This is a genomic window from Caulobacter radicis (genome assembly GCF_003094615.1).
GTDB lineage: Bacteria > Pseudomonadota > Alphaproteobacteria > Caulobacterales > Caulobacteraceae > Caulobacter > Caulobacter radicis.
In genome coordinates this window covers 298,860-315,635 of the sequence record NZ_QDKO01000043.1, presented here as the reverse complement: position 1 = coordinate 315,635, position 16,776 = coordinate 298,860, and the positions used below count along the sequence as shown (strand labels likewise).

Sequence of the window (16,776 nt, the reverse complement as noted above, 5' to 3'; positions counted from 1 at the left end):
TGGAAGCTTTGCTTATTCCATGCATCCGCCGCACCGCTCAAGGTTGCGACTAGCGGGGCGTCGCGTCAGGCTGCCGAGAAAGTTCGGCTGGTGACGAAACTGTCCGCCGACCGGAGATGGCCAGCCGGCGGCGGCTAGGGTCGCGGCTCGTTTTTCCTCCGCGAGCAGCGTCATGAGCAAATCACTGGAAGTCGTCCTCAAGCGCGTGATCGAGGACGTGCCCGTCGCCGCCGATTTCGAGGTGGTCGAGCGCGCCGCGCCGGCAACGGCGCCCGCCGGCCAACTGCTGGTGCGGGTCCTCTATCTGTCCCTCGATCCCTATCTCGGCTCGCGGCTGCGCGGCCGGCACATGGGCGAGCCGCGCCCGGCCCCGGGCGAGACCCTGCCGGGCTCGGCCGTCGCCGAGGTCATCGCCTCGGGCCATCCGGACTTCGCGCCAGGCGACCACGTGATCGGCGAGGCCGGCTGGGCGCAGGTGGGTCTGATGGACGCCAGGTTCGCCCGCAAGGTCGATCCGTCGCTGGGCGTCTCCAACCATCTCGGCGTTCTGGGCATGCCGGGCCTGACCGCCTGGGCGGGCGTCACCCAACTGGCCAAGGTCGGCGCCGGCGACGTCTTCACGGTCGACGCGGCGGCGGGCAGCGTCGGCGGCACGGCGGGCCAGATCGCCAGGATCCTCGGCGCCAAGGCGGTCGGCATCGCCGGCGGCGCAGACAAGGTGGCCCAGGTGGTCGAGCGCTATGGCTTCGACGCCGCCGTCGACTATCGCAACGAAGGCTGGGTCGACGAGCTGAAGGGCCTGACCGACGGCGGCCCGACCGTCCACTTCGAGAATGTCGGCCTGCCGATCCTCAATCCGGTGTTCGGTCTGCTGAAGACCTATGGCCGCGTGGTGATCTGCGGCCTGTCGGCCCACTACCACGCCGACGGCCCGCCGCCGCAGTTCGGCCTTGGCCCCATCGTCGGCAAGCGCGCCGCCGTCATGGGACTGGTGGTCTACGACTTCTATCCGCGCTGGAACGAGTGGGTGAAGACCGCCGAGCCGTGGCTGAAGGAAGGCCGCCTGGTGCAGGTCGAGGACCTGGGCGAGGGGATCGAGTCGGCCCCGGCCCAGTTCGAGCGCCTGATGAAGGGCGCCAACACCGGCAAGACGCTGGTGAAGGTGGGCGAGTAGTCACCCCGTTTCGTCATCCCGGAAGCCGCGCAGCGGCTATCCGGGACCTGGGGGCCGGCGCAACGCGCCGGCCCCTTTGCCTTGCGCGAGCCCTCAAGCCCTCCCGAACTTCGCGTACAGCGCCGCCGCCGCCAGGTTGAACGCCGCGGGGGCGTAGGCGAAGGCCACGGCCACGCCGACCAGGGCCGAGCCCGGCTGGGCCGCGCCGGTCACCGCCAGGGCGCTGGAGAAGCCGAAGGCCGACAGCAAGAGACCCGTCAGAAGCGTGCCGCCCAAAGCAAAGCCGATCTTGTCGGCCCCGGTCCACAGCGCCGAGAACACGCCGGCCCGGCTTTCGCCATGCTCGGCCTCGTCCTGGGCGATGACGTCCGACAGCAGGCTGTAGCCCATCAGGCTCCAGCCCGAGTTGAACAGGGCGAACAGCACCACGACGCCGTAGATCGCGCCGAGCGGCGCGCCCGCCATCACGCCCCACAGGGCCTGGACGAGGGCATGGCCCAGCGCGGCGGCGATATAGATCCGCTTGCGGCCGAAGGCGGCCGACAGCTTGATCCACAGCGGCTGGGCGGCGATCACCACGGCGCTCATCGCCAGCACGATCAAGCCGATCTGGGTCAGGGCGTCCTTGCGGCCCATGTTGTAGCTGAGGAAGTAGATCATCGCGGCGTAGCCGAGGCCCGAGCCGACCAGTTGCAGCAGATAGGCGCCCAGCAGCGGACGGAAGGCCTTGTCGGTCAGGGCGCTTAGAATCGCCTTCAGGCGCAGGGCCGGTTGGGTCGCGGCCTGCACCACGGGGCGCGGCGAGGCCAGGAAGGCGATCAGCAGGCTGACCGCGCAGACGCCCGCCAGCACCAGCGACATCTGCGAATAGGCCGGGCGTCCGCCGCCCCAGGTCTGCACCAGCACCGGCGCAAGGGCGTTGCCGACCAGCAGGCCGATGGCCGAGAAGCCCATCCGCCAGGCCATGACCACCGTCCGCTCCTTGGGATCGTCCGAAAGTTCCGTGCCGATCGCCAGATAGGGCACCGAGAACGCTCCGAACACGATCATGTAGAGGCTGAAGGCCCCGGCGACATAGGCGGCGCTGGCCGTGGGCGAGCCCTCCGGCACGTGGAACAGCAGGATCAGCGCCAGCGGCGCAAGGATCGCCCCCGCCAGCAGCCACAGGCGGCGCGGGACCTTCGCCTTCCAGCGGTCGGAGACCAGGCCGACCGTCAGGTCCGAGATCAGGCCCCAGAACAGCTTGGGAAAGAAGATCGCCGCCCCGGCCAGGGCCGGCTCCACGCCCAGAGCATTGGTCATGAAGAACAGCAGCAGCAGCGAGGGGGCGTCGCGGAAAACCTGGCCGGCGATCTGGCCGGCGCCATAGCCGGCGTGGACGAGCAGGGGCAGGCGGTGAGGCGAGGGCGGTTTGGCGGCGGTCATGGCGCGGATCCATTGCGAAGGATCAGCGACGCTAGGCGTGAAACGCCATCGCAAGCGGCCGCCCATAACGGCGCCCGACAGTCGGACAATCGTCGATTGAGATCTGGCGCGACTGCACGAAGCAACGGCGCCGGCCGCTTTCGCGGCCATCCGGCTTCAGATCAACAACTTGAAGAGAGAATGGTGGGTGTACAAGGATTCGAACCTTGGACCCGCTGATTAAGAGTCAGCTGCTCTACCAACTGAGCTATACACCCGTTCGCGTTTCGAAGTCGCTTGCGCGTCCCCGACGGCGAGGCGCGATACATACCCCAAGACGCGGGGAGCGCAATCCAATTTAGACAAGAAGGTGTGGATATATTCGTCGCACCCGGACGAAACGCAGATACGCGAAAGCGCCTCCCCGCGAGGGGAAGTTCTTATCGGATCAAGTATTGAGGAGAATGGTGGGTGTACAAGGATTCGAACCTTGGACCCGCTGATTAAGAGTCAGCTGCTCTACCAACTGAGCTATACACCCATTCGCGATTCCGAAGCGCTGAAGCGTCCCGGCGGCGAGGCGCGGAACATACGCAATGAATTTGAGAGCGCAAGGACTTTTTCGATGGCCAGGCGAGATATCAGCGGAGCCGTGGATTTCGCCTACCTGGAAGGGTTCGCGATGGGCGACCAGGCGGTGATCGAAGAGGTGCTGGCGCTGTTTCGCGAGCAGGCCGCGCTGTGGACCCCGCTGCTGACCCCCGAGCATCCCGGCTGGCGTGACGCTGTCCATACGGTCAAGGGCGCGGCCCGGGGTATCGGGGCTGTCGCACTGGGCGAGGTCTGCCAGCACGCCGAGGATGGCGCGGCCAGTCTCGACGAGGTGAAGACGGCGTTGGACGTGGCGCTGCTGGATATCGCCGCCTACGTCCACGAGCAGGCGCTCAGGTCGCTGAAGGGTTAGTCCAGGGCTCGTCCCGGATGGCGCTCGGCCATGTAGCGGCCGGGCGAGGCGCCCAGCGCCTTGCGGAACATGGTCACGAAGCTGGGCGCGCTTTCGTAGCCGAGGTCGGCGGCGACCTTCTGGATCGACGCGCCGGCGGCCAGCCATTTGACGGCCAGCACCACGCCGAGCTGCTGACGCCAGCGCCCGAAGCTCATGCCGGTCTCGCGGTCGATCAGCCGCATCAGCGTCCGCTCGCTCATGCCGGCGCGCCTGGCCCAGGCCGCGAGGCTCCGCCGCTCGGCGGGGGCGGCCATCATCTCGTCGGCGATCCGGCGCAGGCGCGGGTCGGCGGGCATCGGCAGGTGCAGATCCTCCACCTGGGCGGCGGCGACCTCGTCGAGCAGCACCGAGACCAGCCGTGAATTGGCCCCGCCTTCCTCGTAGAGGTAGGGCAGGTGCGCGGCCCGGGCCAGAAGCTCCTTCAGCAGCGGCGTCACCGACACCGCGCAGCAGGTCGCGGGCAGCCCTGCGGCGACCGCCGGATCGATGAAGGCGTTGTAGCCCTCCAGCGCGCCGCTGGCCTTGATCGCGTGCAGCGCGCCGCCGGGGATCCAGATCGCGCTGCGCGGCGGCACGATCCAGAGCCCGCCCTCGACCTCGCAGCTCAGCGCTCCGCGCTGCACCAGGATGATCTGACCCTTCTGGTGTCGGTGGAGGTCGAGCTCGATGGCGCCGGCCTCGTCCATCATCGTTCCGAACACCACGATCGGGCGGGGCACCTCGTCGGGCTCGATCCAGTCGGCTTTCGAAAGCAGCTCGCTCAGGATCGGCATGGCGCAGGCTCCGGGCGGCTGGCGGGATCGAATAGTATTCTGGCGATCCTTCGGAATGACGCCATTGCCGGCTCTGGCTAATCGATCGGTCGGAGGGAGTCGAGATCGCTTCGGCTTCGCGCATCTGGAAAGGGATTGTCGTGACCGCATTGGCCAGCACGAAAACGAGCAGGGCGCCGGGGCGGTTGAGCCAGGTTCTGGTCCGGTTGCTGATGCGGCGCGCCAGGGTGGTCTCCAGCGAGGCGCTGGCCGAGCGCTTCTCGCTGGTCACGCTGGAAGGTCCGGAACTGGCCGGCGCCGCGTGGACGCCCGGGCAGAAGATCCAGGTCGCCATGGGCTCGGCCTTTGTCGCGCGCACCTACACGCCGATGGCGTGGGAGGCCTCGGGGCGGACCAGCTTTCTGGGATACGCGCACGGCGACGGCCTGGGCGCCGACTGGCTTCGATCGCTCGAGCCCGGCGTCGAATGCGATATCTTTGGTCCGCGGGCCTCGCTCGACGTCGAGGGAGGCGCCGGGCCCCTGGCTGTGTTCGGCGACGAGACCTCGATGGGTCTGGCCTATGCGCTGGCGATGCAGGATCCCGCTCGTAGCGTCGCCTGCGCCTTCGAGGTCACCGATCTCGACGCCGCCGCCCAGGTCGCTGACCGGCTCGGGCTATCGAGGGCGGCGTTGTTTCGCAGGCGCGCCGACGACGCGCACCTGGAGACGATGACCGATGCGCTCGCGTCGCTGAGCGGCGTCGGCGCGTCCTTCGTGCTGACGGGAAGGGCGGGCGCCATCCAGCGGGTCCGCAATGACCTCAAGGCGCGCGGCGTCGCGCCAAGGCGCCTCTTGGCCAAGGCCTATTGGGCGCCTGGCAAGACGGGGTTGGATTGATGTCCATCACCTGGCGAAGCGTCGGGCTCTTTCGCGCCGACGTCGAGGCGACGCCCGCCGGTCGGCAGGACGGAGCGACTCCGCCCGGGCCTAGACCGGGTTCGGGATCGATTCCGACAGATCCTCGAACGCCCCGACCTCAAGCCCGACGGTTTCCTTCCGGGTGAGGATCCGGGTCTCGTATTCGCGGCCGACGAACACCCGGATCCCGCGATAGCGCTGGCCGCGAACGGCCGAGACGGTCTCGGTGCGGATCTCCGTGCCGTAGAGGCGAGCGTTCAGATAGAGCAGCCCCGGTCGCAGGTCGTCGTCGCCCTTGGCGGCGGCCTCGGCGGCCATGTCGTCCAGGAGCTTGTCGATCTCTTGCTTGGTCACGCGTCGCCTTTGGTCCGGTCCCAGCTGTCGTACTCGTAGGCGATGCAGCGGTCGATCAGGGTGCGCCACACCGGTTCGGCGATGGCTTCCGACAGGCCGGCCTCGCGGGCGGCGGCCTTGACCTTGTCGACCACGTCCTCGATGCGGGCGCGGTCGAACACCTTGGAGCGGTCGGCCTTGATGCGGGCTGCGGCGTCCATGTAGCCCTGGCGCTCGGTCAGCAGGGCCACCAGGGCCCGGTCCAGGGCGTCGACGCCCTGGCGGACGTCGAGCATTGTCTGGCAGTCGGCGGGGGCGAGGCGCTCGTCGACGGTAAGAGTCGTCTTGATCATGCGCCCCTTTAAGCCGGTTTGGCTGCGCCGTTCCAGCCTAGATGCCGCCTCTAGATTCCAGCGCCATTGTCGATGGTGAGCAGCGCGGCTTCGTGGGCGACGGCCTCGTCCTTCAGCCAGCTCACGAAGGCCTTGACCTGCGGCAGGCGGCCCTTGGCCTTGGGGTGAACGACGTAATAGGCGAAGTCTACCGAGGTCGCGATGTCGAACGGGATGATCAGGCGTCCGGCGTCGAGGTCGGCCTGGGCCAGGGTGCGCTTTGCCAGGGCGATGCCCCGGCCGTTGACGGCGGCCTCGATCACCAGGCTCGACTGGTTGAAGCGCGGGCCGCGGGCGCCGTCGACGCCCTTGATGCCGCGCGCGGCCAGCCACATGGCCCAGTCCGGGCACGAATCATCGGCGTCCGGCGAGCCGTCGTGCAGCAGGATGTGGCGCGCCAGATCCTCGGGCGATTCCAGCGGGTTATCAGCAAGAAGTTCGGGACTGGCGACCGGCACGACGGTCTCGTTCATCAGGCGCGTGACTTCCAGTCCCGGATACCGGCCAGAGCCGTAGCGGATGGCGAGATCCACCTCGCCGGCGGCGAAGTCGACGACCTCCATGCCGGCCGACAGCCAGACGTCGACCTGGGGCTGGGCCTGCTCGAACTTGCCAAGCCTGGGCACCAGCCATTTGGCCGCGAACGACGGCGCGGCCGTCAGCGTCAGGCGGCGGCCGTCGACGGCGGCGGTCAGCAGGCTGGCGGCCTCGGCCAGGCGATCGAAGGCCTCGCGCAGGGCCGGCAGGGCGGTCTGGGCCGCGTCGGTCAGCAGCAGGCCCTTGGGCGTGCGCTTGAACAGGGCCGCGCCGACATAGTCCTCCAGGTTCTGGATCTGCTGGCTCACCGCGCCGGGCGTCACCGACAGTTCGTCGGCGGCGCGGCTGAAGTTCAGGTGGCGGGCCGCGGCCTCGAAAGCCCGAAGGGCGTTGAGAGGCGGAAGGCGGCGCCGTTCGGTCTGTCGTTCCATGAGTTTTACTGAACGCCCCGGCAGAAGTCCTTGTTTGCGAATTGGCCTGCCCGCGACCAGTTTGCAAGCGTTCGCTGATGGATTGGCCCTTTTCATCGGTGAGCGAGAGGCGGGGCGGACCCTAGGGTTCGTCCCGCATTTCTTTTGGATCCAGCGGCGGGGCCATGGCGGCTCGCGCCGCTTTCGCACGTCCGTCGGACGCTTTTAGAGGACCTGGGATCGCGCATGGCGTCGCCCTCTGACCGCAGGATTGGGGATCGCAAGGCTGAACCCCGTCTGGTCGCGCTGCGCGGCGGCGAGGGCGCGCGGCCCGCGGTCGGGCGCGTGACGCTGGTGGGCGCTGGTCCCGGCGACCCCGACCTGCTGACGATCAAGGCGCTGAAGGCCCTGCAGGCCGCTGACGTGCTGGTGCACGACGGCCTGGTCTCGGCCGAAATTCTCGATCTGGCGCCCCAGGCTCGTCGCATCGACGTGGCCAAGCGCAAGTCGCGACACACCCTGCCGCAGGACGACATCAACCAGCTGCTGGTGGCCCTGGCCCGCGAGGGGCTGGAGGTCGTGCGCCTGAAGGGCGGCGATCCCTTCCTGTTCGGCCGGGGCGGCGAGGAGCTTTCGGCCTGCCGCGAGGCTGGGATCGATTGCACCGTGGTGCCCGGCGTCACCGCCGCCCTGGCCGCCAGCGCCCGCGCTGGCGCGCCCCTGACCCATCGCGGCAGCGCCCAGGCCGTCACCTTCGTCACCGGCCACGCCGCTCACGGCGAACCGGATCTGGACTGGACGGCGCTCGCTCGCCCCAACCAGACCGTCGTCGTCTATATGGGCGTCTCGACCGCCGGCTTCATCGCCCAGCGCCTGACCGCCGCCGGCCGCGCAGGTTCGACGCCCGCCCTGGTCGTCGATAACGCCAGCCGCGCCGACGAGCGCCGCATCCTGACCACCCTGGCCGGCCTTGCGGCCGCCGCCGACGGCCTGAAGGGCCCGGCGCTGCTGATGGTCGGCGAGGCCATGGCCATGGCCGATGTCAAAGTTCCCGGCGAGACCGCAACGCTCGCCGCCGTTGAAGTTCAAAACGTGAGTTCGGGCCAATGAAAGCCGTGACCGCCAATCGCCTGATCGACGGGGAGGTCGTCTTCTGGAAGGAAGGCGCGTGGGTGGACGGCTTCGGCGACGCCCAGCTGTTCGACGACGCGCAAGGCGAAGAGGTCGAGGCCGCCGTCGCCGCCGGCAAGGCCGCCCCTACCGTAATCGTCGATCCCTATCCGATCGACCTGATCACCGTCGAAGGCCTGGGTCTTGCCCCGGTCAGCTACCGCGAGCGCATCCGCGCCCTGGGTCCGACCAACGAGCTTCTCCACGGCAAGCAGGCCGAGGGCGGCGCCGTCGTCGAGGCCATCCGTCACGCTTCCGGCGCCGCCCGCTCCACGGGCCGCGTCGACCTGATCCGCCGCAAGTAGGCCGACCCTATGTATCAGTACGACGTCATCGACCGCGAATTCCTGACGGACCGCTCCAATGAGTTCCGCCACCAGGTCACGCGCCGCCTGGCCGGAGACCTGACCGAGGACCAGTTCAAGCCGCTGCGGCTGATGAACGGTCTCTACCTGCAGCTTCACGCCTACATGCTGCGGGTCGCCATCCCCTACGGCTCGCTCAATTCCCGCCAGGCTCGCCGCCTGGCCTGGATCGCCCGCACCTACGACAAGGGCTACGGGCACATGACCACGCGTCAGAACATCCAGTTCAACTGGATCAAGCTGAAGGACGCGCCGGACATCCTGGACGCCCTGGCCGAGGTCGACCTGCACGCCATCCAGACCAGCGGCAACTGCATCCGCAACACCACGGCCGACCCCTATGCCGGCGCGACCGCCGAGGAGATCGACGATCCGCGCGTGTGGTCGGAGGTGATCCGCCAGTGGTCGACCCTGCACCCGGAATTCTCGTACCTGCCGCGCAAGTTCAAGATCGCCATCACCGGCGCCCTGACCGACCGCGCCGCGGTGAAGGTGCATGACATCGGCCTGATCCTGCGCCGGGCTCGCGACGGCTCGCTGGGCTTCGAGGTCATCGTCGGCGGCGGGCAGGGGCGCACGCCCTATGTCGGCCCGACCATCAAGCACCACCTGCCGGCCTCCAGCCTGCTGAGCTACCTGGAAGCCGTCCTGCGCGTCTACAACCGCCACGGCCGCCGCGACAACATCTACAAGGCCCGGATCAAGATCCTGGTCGCCGCGCTGGGCGCCGAGGAATTCGGCCGCCAGGTCGAGGAAGAATGGGCCAAGATCGACCAGTCGCGCGCCGACCTGGGCGACCAGGAGCTGGCCCGCATCCGCGGCGCCTTCGCCCAGACCCCGTTCGAGACCCTGCCGGCCCGCTCTGAAGCCTTCGAGGCCGCCAAGGCCGCCAGCCCCTCGCTGGCCCGCTTCGCGCGAAACAATGTCAAAGCCCACAAGAAGCCGGGCTACGCCATCGTCGAGGTCTCGCTGAAGGCCGTCGGCCAGACGCCGGGCGACGCCACCGCCGACCAGCTGGACGTCGTGGCGGACCTGGCAGAACGCTACAGCCTGGACGACCTGCGCGTGACCCACGCCCAGAACCTTGTCCTGCCGCACGTCAAGCTCGACGACCTGCCGGCCGTGCACGCGGCGCTGGAGGCCGCTGGCCTGGCCACGGCCAATATCGACCTGATCAGCGACATCATCGCCTGCCCGGGCCTCGACTACTGCGCTCTTGCAAATGCGCGCGCTATCCCGATCGCCCAGGACATCGCCAAGACCTTCGCCGACCCCGACCGGGCCGAGACGATCGGCGAGCTGAAGATCAAGATCAGCGGCTGCATCAACGCCTGCGGCCACCACCATGTGGCCCACATCGGCATTCTGGGCGTCGATAAGAAGGGCGAGGAATTCTACCAGCTCTCGCTCGGCGGCTCGGGCGCGGAAGACGCCTCGATCGGCAAGATCCTCGGTCCGGCCCTGGCGGCCGACAGGGTCGCCCCCGCCATCGACACCCTAGTCGACACCTATCTGGCCGCGCGCCAGGGCGAGGAACGCTTCCTCGACACCTATCGCCGCGTCGGCCTCGAGCCCTTCAAGGAAGCGGTCTATGCCCAAGCTGATTAAGCTCGCAGGCCCAACTGGCGAACAAGCGGCCCAATGGGCTGAAAACACCTTCGTCAACGTCGTCGACGAGGACGCCATCCCGGACGCCGGCGACGTCATCCTGTCGCTGAACCGCTTCCAGGCCGAGGGCGACGCGCTGCTGTCGTCCAACAGCCGCCGCGTCGGCGTGCGCATCGAGCCGGCCGAGGAGGTCGAGGCCCTGGCCTACGACCTGCCGCGCATCTCGGTGGTGGCCCTGGCCTTCCCGAAGTACCGGGACGGCCGCGCCTACACCTCGGCCCGCCTGCTGCGCGAGCGCTTCAAGTACGAGGGCGAGGTCCGCGCCGTGGGCGACGTGCTGCAGGAGCAGGCCGGTTTCATGGTCCGCTGCGGTTTCGACGCCTTCGAGCCCAATGACGGCGCCACGCCCGAGGCCTGGACCAAGGCCGCCAACCGCTTCCGTCACGTCTATCAACGGGCGGTCGACGCTCGTCCGATCGCCGCCGACGAGCGGGCCCAGGCTCAAGCCAAGGAAGGCGCGCTCTGATGGCCTACGACCAGACCGACGCCGCGCCGACCCTGGCGGCGCGGCTGGACGCCGAACTGCGCGACGCCCATCCGCTGACCATACTGCGCAAGGCCTACGAGACCTTCGGCGACAAGCTGGCCCTGGTCAGCTCGTTCGGCGCGGAGTCGGCGGTGCTGCTGCACCTGGCCTCGCAGGTCTCGCCCAACATCCCGGTGCTGTTCCTCGACACCGGCATGCTGTTTGGTCAGACGCTGGACTACCGCAAGAGCCTGGCCGCGACCCTGGGCCTGACCGACGTGCGCGACCTGCGGCCGGCCTTCGCCGACCTGGCGGTGACCGATCCTCGTTCGGACCTGTGGCGCACCGACACCGACGCCTGCTGCCACATCCGCAAGGTGCTGCCGCTGGACCGTGCGCTGGAAGGCTTCTCGGCCTGGTGCACCGGTCGCAAGCGCTTCCATGGCGGCGATCGCCTGCGCCTGGCCGTGGTCGAGGAGACCGAAGGCCAGATCAAGTTCAACCCGCTGGCCAACTGGAGCAAGGCCGAGCTCGACGCCTACGCGGCCGAGCACAGCCTGCCGTCCCACCCGCTGGTGGCCCAGGGCTTCCCGTCGCTGGGATGCTGGCCGTGCACCAAGCCGGTCGACGATCCCAACGCCGACGTGCGCGCCGGCCGCTGGCAGGGCCAGGACAAGACCGAGTGCGGCATCCACGTCGCCCGCGCCCCGGGCGTCGCGCCGAACGTCGGCGGAGATATCTAGGATCAGGGCTGGGACGAGAACCCCTTGCGGGTCATCTTGCCCCAACCTTGCGCGCCGGTCAGGAACTGCCATGTTCCGCGCAGCCGCCAGAAGTTGTTGATCTGGCGATAGCCGAAGTTCTCCAGGATCGCCGCGCCCATCAGCACGGCCAGGCTGCGGGCGTTGGGAAATCGGCGCAGCTCCGTCTCTTCCAGGGCCAGCGCGCCGACGCTGATGACGATGCCGAAGCCGAATGTCACGGCCAGCAGGGCCCACAGGTACTCGATGTCGAGCACGCCCAGCAGCCAGAAGGCCGGGATCAACACGTAGCCGAAGATCTCGATGATCGGCCCCAGCACGTCGACCACCAGGATGTGCCCGAAGCCCACCACGCCGATCCGCCCGTAGCGCGGGTTCAGGATCATGTCGCGATGGCGGAAGAAGGTCTCCAGCGCCCCGCGATGCCAGCGCGCCCGCTGGCGTGACAGCACGGCCATGGTCTCCGGCGCCTCGGTCCAGCATACCGGTTCGGGCGTGAAGGCCACGCGATAAGGCTTGCGCAGGCGGCGGTAGTGTTTGTGCAGCTTGACCACCAGCTCCATGTCTTCGCCCACGGTGCCATGGCTGTAGCCCCCGACGTCCAGCACGGCCTGGCGCCGGAAGAGGCCGAAGGCGCCGGAGATGATGGTCAGGGTCGAGATGCGGCTCCAGGCCAGCCGGGCCATCAGGAAGGCGCGCAGGTACTCGATGGTCTGCAGCCGGGCCAGCATGTTCCTGGGCACGCCCACCTCGACCACCCGGCCGAACGAGATCTTGCAGCCGTTGGCGATGCGGATCGTGCCGCCTACGGCCACCGTGCGCTCGGGATCCTCGACGAAGGGCGCGACGGCGCGAAGCAGGGCGTCGACCTCAAGCAGGCTGTCGGCGTCCATCGAGCAGACGATGGGCGAGCGCGACAGGTTGATGGCCGCGTTCAGGGCGTCGGCCTTGCCGCCGTTGTCCTTGTCGACGACCAGCAGGCGCGGCTGGTTGGCGGCGGCGTAGAGGCCGCGGATTCGCTGGCAGGGCGCGGCGAGATCGTAGTGCCGCTCGACCGGGTGCAGCTCGAAGGCGTCGATCAGCACCTGCAACGTTTCGTCCTTGGAGCCGTCGTTGACCACCACGACCTCGAAGTGCGGATATTGCAGGGCCAGCAGCGACCTGACGCTCTCCACGATGGTCAGGGCCTCGTTGTAGGCCGGCGCCATCAGGGTGATCGGCGGGGCGGCCTCCGCATAGCGACGCCAGAGCAGGGCGGCCTGGTTGACCGGCGGCGCCTGCGAAAGGGCGCGGGCGGCCAGCAGCAGCTGGTAGAGGTAGAGCGCGTTCTGCGCGAGGCCGGTGGCGATCACCGCCCAGGCGATGGTCTCGGCGAAGCGGACGACGGCGAGGGCGAGGGTTTCCAGTTCGGGCATGGCTCAGCCGCCTTCGGCCAGGGCGCGCTCGGCGGCCCGTTGGGCGACCGGGCGGGCGTCGTCGGCCGCGGCGGCTTCCAGCAGTCCGCGACCGGCCTTGCCCAGCCGTCCCAGTGCGTCGCCGGCCCGGAAGCGCACCCACCATTCGGGGTCGTCCAGCAAGGGGACGACTGTCGGCGCCAGCCGGACAAGGCCCGCGGCGCCGACGGCCTCGGCGGCCGCGGAGCGGACAGTCCAGGCCTGGTCGGCGAGGGCGCTCGCCAAGGTTTCCGCGGCGGCCGGATGTTGCAGGCGGCCAAGGCCCCGAATGGCCGCCGTGCGGACATCCGGATCCGGGTCGGTCGCCGCCGCGGCGAGCGCGGGCACGGCCTCGTAGGCGCCCGAGCGCCCGAGGGCGTCCAGCAGCATGGCCCGCATCAGCGGCGTCAGGTCCTGCCGGCCGAGGGCCTGAAGGCCTTCCAAGGGCGCGCTGGCCACGGCCTGGCGCATCACCTCGGCATAGATCCTCGACGGGGCCAGTTCGCCGGTCCCCACATAGTCGAGCAGGCGCGAGGGCGTCGGCGGCGCGCCGGCGTCGGCCAGCCCCTTGATGGCGGCCATCCGCACGTTCGGGTCCTTGGAGCGGATGGCCCGTCGCAGGGCGGCCTTGACCTCCTCGCCGCCCAGGGCGGCCAGGGCCTCCACGCTGGTCAGGCGCTCGTCGCGCGAGCCGTCCAGGATCCGCCCCTCCAGGGCTTCGATCAGGCCAAGGTTTCTGAGGGCCACCATGGCCCGTTCCTGGTCGGCGCCGCGGATGAGGCCCTGGAAGTCCAGGATCGCCTCGGCCAGCACCTGCGGCCGTCGCACGAAGGGAGAAAGCGCGCCGACGGCGTCCGTCTGGCCGCGGAGCAGGCCCGAGAGCGCCTGGATGATCAGCCTGCGTTCGGCCGAGCGCGTGGTCGAGCGGCTTTCCTTGATGAAGCGCGCGACGATCAGAGCGGTCATCCAGGCCAGCGCCGCGCCGATCAGGACGAGGGCGACCACCCAGATCAGCGTCAGCGACGACATCTAGAACCGTCGGGTGACGGCGACGCCGATCTCGTCGCGGTCATAGGCCGTGCGCTTCTCGTGCGCCCCGACCACCTGCACCGTCCAGCGCGGCGTCAGGTCGTAGGCAATACCGCCCGAGACGGCCTCGACGGGCACGGTGGCGCCGTCGGCGCTTTCGGGGGCGTCGGCGTAGCCCAGGCGCAGTCGCAGGCGCTGCGTCGCCGCCCATTCGCCGCCCAGGGTGTAGCCGGACTGATGCTTGCCGCGTTCGTCCTCGGTGTTGATGGAGCGCGCCGTCAGCGACACCGGGCCGGCCGCCAGGGTCAGGTAGGGTTGCAGGCTCTTGACCTCGCCCACGGCGTAGCGCGACCAGACCGCGTCCAGGCCCAGGCGGACCCGCCGTTCGCCCTCGTTGAGCAGGCCGACCGAACCGCCGGCGCGGATCGACAGCTCGGGGCGATAGTCGGCGTTCGGCGCGCCGCCCACGGCGACGAAGCCGTCCAGTCTGGGGCTGAACCTGCGGGCGGCCAGCGCCTCGACATAGGTGTCCGAGATACCGAAGCGTTCCGTGTGCTCGATCGAGCCGCCCAGAGTGGTGTCCGGATCGATCCGTTTCGACAGGGCGAGCGTCGCCGAGCTCCAGTGGCCCAGGTCCTTGGTCAGTTCGCTGCGGGCATAGGCCACGTCCAGCCGCCAGGTCGGTTCGCCCGGCATGGCCAGGGTGGCGGCGATCTGCTGGGACAGGCCCTTGGCCTCCGCGTCGTCCGGGGCGGCCGCCAGCAGCGGCGCCAGGCGGCGGCGCGCCAGTTCGGGGCGGCCGGCGAACAGGGCCGAGCGGGCGTAGGCGATCCGGGCGTCGCGGTAGTCCGGCGCCAGCTCCAGGGTCGTCTCGAAGGCGCGGTCGGCTTCTGCATAGCGCTGGGCGGCCATGCGCGAGAGGCCCAGGTTCAGCCAGACGTCCGGATCCTTGGGGCGCTGCTTGGCGAGCAGGTCGAAGGCGGCGATCGCCTCGGCGGTACGGCCGGCCTGGCGGGCCTGGACGGCCGCGACATAGGCTGGATCGGCCGCCTCCGGCGCCTGGACCGCGACGGCCTCGATCATGCGGCCACCGGGGCGATGCGAAACAGGCGGGCCAGCAGTTCGTCGGGGTCGAAGGGCTTGGGCAGGTAGTCGGCCGCGCCCAGGTTCAGGGCGGTGACGATGTCGTTGCGACCCTTCAGGGCGGTCAGCATGACCACGGGGATGTCGCGCAGGGCGTCGTCGCCCTTCATCCGCCGCAGGACCTCGAACCCGTCGATGATCGGCATCATGCCGTCCAGCACGACGACGTGCGGCCGCTCGGCGCGGGCGGCCTCGAGCACGGCGCGTCCGTCCTCGAACACCGTGACCTCGTAGCCGGCCATGCTGAGCTTGTGCTCGAGGATTTCGCGAAGCAGGGCGTCATCGTCGGCGATGAGCACCGAAGGCGACGACGCAAGGTTACTTTCAGATCGCCTGGACACCATTCCTCGCCTGCAAGCTAAGCTTCAAGGGAGTCGCGACACCAATTCAGAGTGGTGCAGAACGGTCGGGGAGGCCAGCGCGAACATCTCGCGTTTGGTTAACTTCCCGACATTGCACGCAGACAGCGAAACGGCCGCTTTCGCGGCCGTGTCCAATACTCGATCCGTGGCTGGAGGGTGCGGCGGCCGGCTATTCCGGCGGGCAGCCCTTGAACTCGCCGACCTTGGTCACCGAGAGGTGCGTAAGGTTCAGGCCCGCCAGCGGCTTCATCGAGCTGGCGCCCTGGCCGCTGAACATGTCGATCTTGTTGCCCTTGATCGCGCCGCCGATGTCGGAGGCGTACCAGTAGCCGTCATGGGTCTCGCCGTTGGGCATCGGCAGGCCGACCGTCTCCTTGATGAAGACGACGGTGCGACGGGGGATCACCTTGGTGTCCACGGCCAGGGTGCGCATCGCCACCACCTTGCAGCCCAGGCTGTCGAGGGCGCGGATGCCCTTGGCGCCGGCGTGGTAGAGGGTGGCCTTCATCTTGTATTCGATGGAGCCGGGAATCGAGCCGGTCAGGGCCCCGGCGATCAGCTCGCCCAACGGATCGGAGGCGCGTTCTGAATCGGGACCCGCGGCGGCGGGGAGTGCGGCGAACATGGCCATGAAGGCCAAAATTCCGGCGAGCGTGCGTCGCATCGAGGGGGTCCTCTTATCGGCGTATCTGTCGGTTCGGCGGTCTCCTTAAGCCGATCACGGCTCCGTGACAACCCGCTTAAAGTCGCCCGATTAGGGCGGAATCGGACGAAAGCTTCCGGTGAAGCTCGGAACTCGGGTGAAAATTCAATCGTTTAGCGCGCCATTTGAAAAGTGGGGGAGGGCGACGGAATGACGCTCCGGATCTTCGGCGACGGCAAGTCGGGCAACTGCCTGAAGGTGAAATGGACGGCCCAGCGCCTGCGCCTGCCCTTCGAATGGATCGAGGTCGACATCCTCAAGGGCGAGTCCCGCACCGCCGATTTCCTCGCCATGAACCCGGCGGGACAGGTGCCGGCGGTGATCCTGGAGGACGGCCGGGCGCTGGCGCAGTCGAACGCCATCATGCTGCATCTGGCCGAGGGTTCGGTGCTGATCCCGGCCGATCCCTACCTCAAGGCCAAGATGTACGAGTGGCTGTTCTGGGAGCAATACAGCCACGAGCCCTATGTGGCCGTCGCCCGATTCCAGGTCGCCTACATGGGCAAACCGGTGGAAAGCCTGGACGGCAAGCTGGTCGAGCGCGGCCACGCGGCCCTTGCGCGCCTGGAAAACGGGCTCTCCGAGAGCGGCTTCCTGGTTGGCGACCGCCTGACCCTGGCGGACATCGCGCTGGTGGCCTACACCCGTGTCGCCCACGAGGGCGGTTTCGATCTGGCGCGCTATCCGGCCGTGAAGGCCTGGGTCGGCCGCGTCGAGACGGCCCTCGGCATCGACTAAATCTTCGGAG

19 protein-coding genes and 2 tRNA genes are annotated in these 16,776 nt (G+C 69.0%); 9 read left to right on the top strand and 12 right to left on the bottom strand.

Translation table 11 applies throughout. The annotated features are described in order from the left end of the window. The first annotated feature begins 172 nt into the window (after positions 1–172). On the top strand, positions 173–1,174 hold the full coding sequence (locus DDF62_RS24080) for an MDR family NADP-dependent oxidoreductase (protein WP_116491460.1): 1,002 nt from the start codon (positions 173–175) through the stop codon (positions 1,172–1,174). Positions 1,175–1,267: 93 nt separating this feature from the next. Here DDF62_RS24080 and DDF62_RS24075 read toward each other — a convergent pair whose 3' ends face one another. The 3 genes from DDF62_RS24075 to DDF62_RS24065 form a co-directional block, all read right to left on the bottom strand. Continuing rightward, entirely contained in the window at positions 1,268–2,599 is a 1,332-nt protein-coding gene (locus DDF62_RS24075; protein ID WP_165832373.1) for an MFS transporter, read from the bottom strand. 181 nt (positions 2,600–2,780) lie between these two features. Continuing rightward, positions 2,781–2,856 (bottom strand) — tRNA-Lys (locus tag DDF62_RS24070). A 187-nt stretch (positions 2,857–3,043) separates the two neighbouring features. Next, a tRNA-Lys gene (locus tag DDF62_RS24065) sits at positions 3,044–3,119 on the bottom strand. 84 nt (positions 3,120–3,203) lie between these two features. Between DDF62_RS24065 and DDF62_RS24060 the strand changes: the two genes are divergently transcribed. Further along, positions 3,204–3,542 carry an Hpt domain-containing protein gene (locus tag DDF62_RS24060; protein ID WP_116491458.1) on the top strand — a complete coding sequence of 113 codons (339 nt, stop codon included), beginning with the start codon at positions 3,204–3,206 and terminating at the stop codon, positions 3,540–3,542. On the opposite strand, the gene DDF62_RS24055 is transcribed toward DDF62_RS24060, so the two are convergent. After that, positions 3,539–4,357, bottom strand: a complete 819-nt coding sequence (locus tag DDF62_RS24055; protein ID WP_116491457.1) for an AraC family transcriptional regulator — start codon at positions 4,355–4,357, stop codon at positions 3,539–3,541. The two genes, DDF62_RS24060 and DDF62_RS24055, sit on opposite strands and share 4 nt — an antisense overlap. A 185-nt stretch (positions 4,358–4,542) precedes the next feature. Between DDF62_RS24055 and DDF62_RS24050 the strand changes: the two genes are divergently transcribed. Further along, a complete protein-coding gene (locus DDF62_RS24050) occupies positions 4,543–5,235 on the top strand; it encodes a siderophore-interacting protein (protein ID WP_208866931.1) in 693 nt (230 codons plus the stop codon). A gap of 90 nt (positions 5,236–5,325) precedes the next feature. Here the strand turns inward: DDF62_RS24050 and DDF62_RS24045 are convergent, their stop codons facing one another. From DDF62_RS24045 to gcvA, 3 genes are read right to left on the bottom strand one after another with little or no spacing between them, the layout of a single operon-like run. Then, positions 5,326–5,610, bottom strand: coding sequence for a hypothetical protein (locus DDF62_RS24045; RefSeq protein WP_116491456.1), 285 nt, complete (start codon positions 5,608–5,610; stop codon positions 5,326–5,328). Next, positions 5,607–5,942, bottom strand: a complete 336-nt coding sequence (locus DDF62_RS24040; RefSeq protein WP_101717785.1) for a chorismate mutase — start codon at positions 5,940–5,942, stop codon at positions 5,607–5,609. Before DDF62_RS24040 ends, DDF62_RS24045 begins: the two co-directional genes overlap by 4 nt. Positions 5,943–5,992: 50 nt before the next feature. After that, on the bottom strand, positions 5,993–6,949 hold the full coding sequence (gene gcvA / locus DDF62_RS24035) for a transcriptional regulator GcvA (RefSeq protein ID WP_116491455.1): 957 nt from the start codon (positions 6,947–6,949) through the stop codon (positions 5,993–5,995). Positions 6,950–7,174: 225 nt separating this feature from the next. Here gcvA and cobA point away from each other — a divergent pair, with 225 nt between their 5' ends. The 5 genes from cobA to DDF62_RS24010 are packed head-to-tail and all read left to right on the top strand — an operon-like array spanning position 7,175 to position 11,340. After that, complete coding sequence (cobA, locus tag DDF62_RS24030) at positions 7,175–8,038, top strand: uroporphyrinogen-III C-methyltransferase (protein ID WP_116491454.1); 864 nt, start codon at positions 7,175–7,177, stop codon at positions 8,036–8,038. Further along, the gene (locus DDF62_RS24025; protein WP_110120253.1) at positions 8,035–8,403 is read left to right on the top strand and encodes a DUF2849 domain-containing protein; all 369 of its coding nucleotides are present in this window, start codon (positions 8,035–8,037) and stop codon (positions 8,401–8,403) included. Before cobA ends, DDF62_RS24025 begins: the two co-directional genes overlap by 4 nt. Before the next feature lie 9 nt (positions 8,404–8,412). After that, positions 8,413–10,071: a nitrite/sulfite reductase gene (locus tag DDF62_RS24020; protein ID WP_116491453.1), complete on the top strand. Its 1,659-nt coding sequence runs from the start codon at positions 8,413–8,415 to the stop codon at positions 10,069–10,071. Continuing rightward, a complete protein-coding gene (locus DDF62_RS24015; RefSeq protein ID WP_116491452.1) occupies positions 10,055–10,597 on the top strand; it encodes a DUF934 domain-containing protein in 543 nt (180 codons plus the stop codon). Before DDF62_RS24020 ends, DDF62_RS24015 begins: the two co-directional genes overlap by 17 nt. Next, positions 10,597–11,340 carry a phosphoadenylyl-sulfate reductase gene (locus tag DDF62_RS24010; protein WP_116491451.1) on the top strand — a complete coding sequence of 248 codons (744 nt, stop codon included), beginning with the start codon at positions 10,597–10,599 and terminating at the stop codon, positions 11,338–11,340. The genes DDF62_RS24015 and DDF62_RS24010 overlap by 1 nt, the downstream gene beginning before the upstream one ends. A 2-nt stretch (positions 11,341–11,342) precedes the next feature. Here the strand turns inward: DDF62_RS24010 and DDF62_RS24005 are convergent, their stop codons facing one another. The 5 genes from DDF62_RS24005 to DDF62_RS23985 all read right to left on the bottom strand — a co-directional run bounded on the left by DDF62_RS24005 (position 11,343) and on the right by DDF62_RS23985 (position 15,989). After that, complete coding sequence (locus DDF62_RS24005) at positions 11,343–12,773, bottom strand: glycosyltransferase family 2 protein (RefSeq protein WP_116491450.1); 1,431 nt, start codon at positions 12,771–12,773, stop codon at positions 11,343–11,345. 3 nt (positions 12,774–12,776) lie between these two features. Continuing rightward, positions 12,777–13,820: a HEAT repeat domain-containing protein gene (locus DDF62_RS24000; RefSeq protein WP_116491449.1), complete on the bottom strand. Its 1,044-nt coding sequence runs from the start codon at positions 13,818–13,820 to the stop codon at positions 12,777–12,779. Beyond that, positions 13,821–14,903: a YaiO family outer membrane beta-barrel protein gene (locus tag DDF62_RS23995; RefSeq protein ID WP_116491448.1), complete on the bottom strand. Its 1,083-nt coding sequence runs from the start codon at positions 14,901–14,903 to the stop codon at positions 13,821–13,823. It lies immediately after the preceding gene. Beyond that, on the bottom strand, positions 14,900–15,262 hold the full coding sequence (locus tag DDF62_RS23990; protein ID WP_208866930.1) for a response regulator transcription factor: 363 nt from the start codon (positions 15,260–15,262) through the stop codon (positions 14,900–14,902). Before DDF62_RS23990 ends, DDF62_RS23995 begins: the two co-directional genes overlap by 4 nt. Before the next feature lie 232 nt (positions 15,263–15,494). Further along, complete coding sequence (locus tag DDF62_RS23985; RefSeq protein WP_101717798.1) at positions 15,495–15,989, bottom strand: 3D domain-containing protein; 495 nt, start codon at positions 15,987–15,989, stop codon at positions 15,495–15,497. A gap of 189 nt (positions 15,990–16,178) precedes the next feature. Between DDF62_RS23985 and DDF62_RS23980 the strand changes: the two genes are divergently transcribed. Beyond that, positions 16,179–16,766, top strand: coding sequence for a glutathione S-transferase family protein (locus DDF62_RS23980; RefSeq protein WP_116491446.1), 588 nt, complete (start codon positions 16,179–16,181; stop codon positions 16,764–16,766). Positions 16,767–16,776 lie beyond the last annotated feature (10 nt).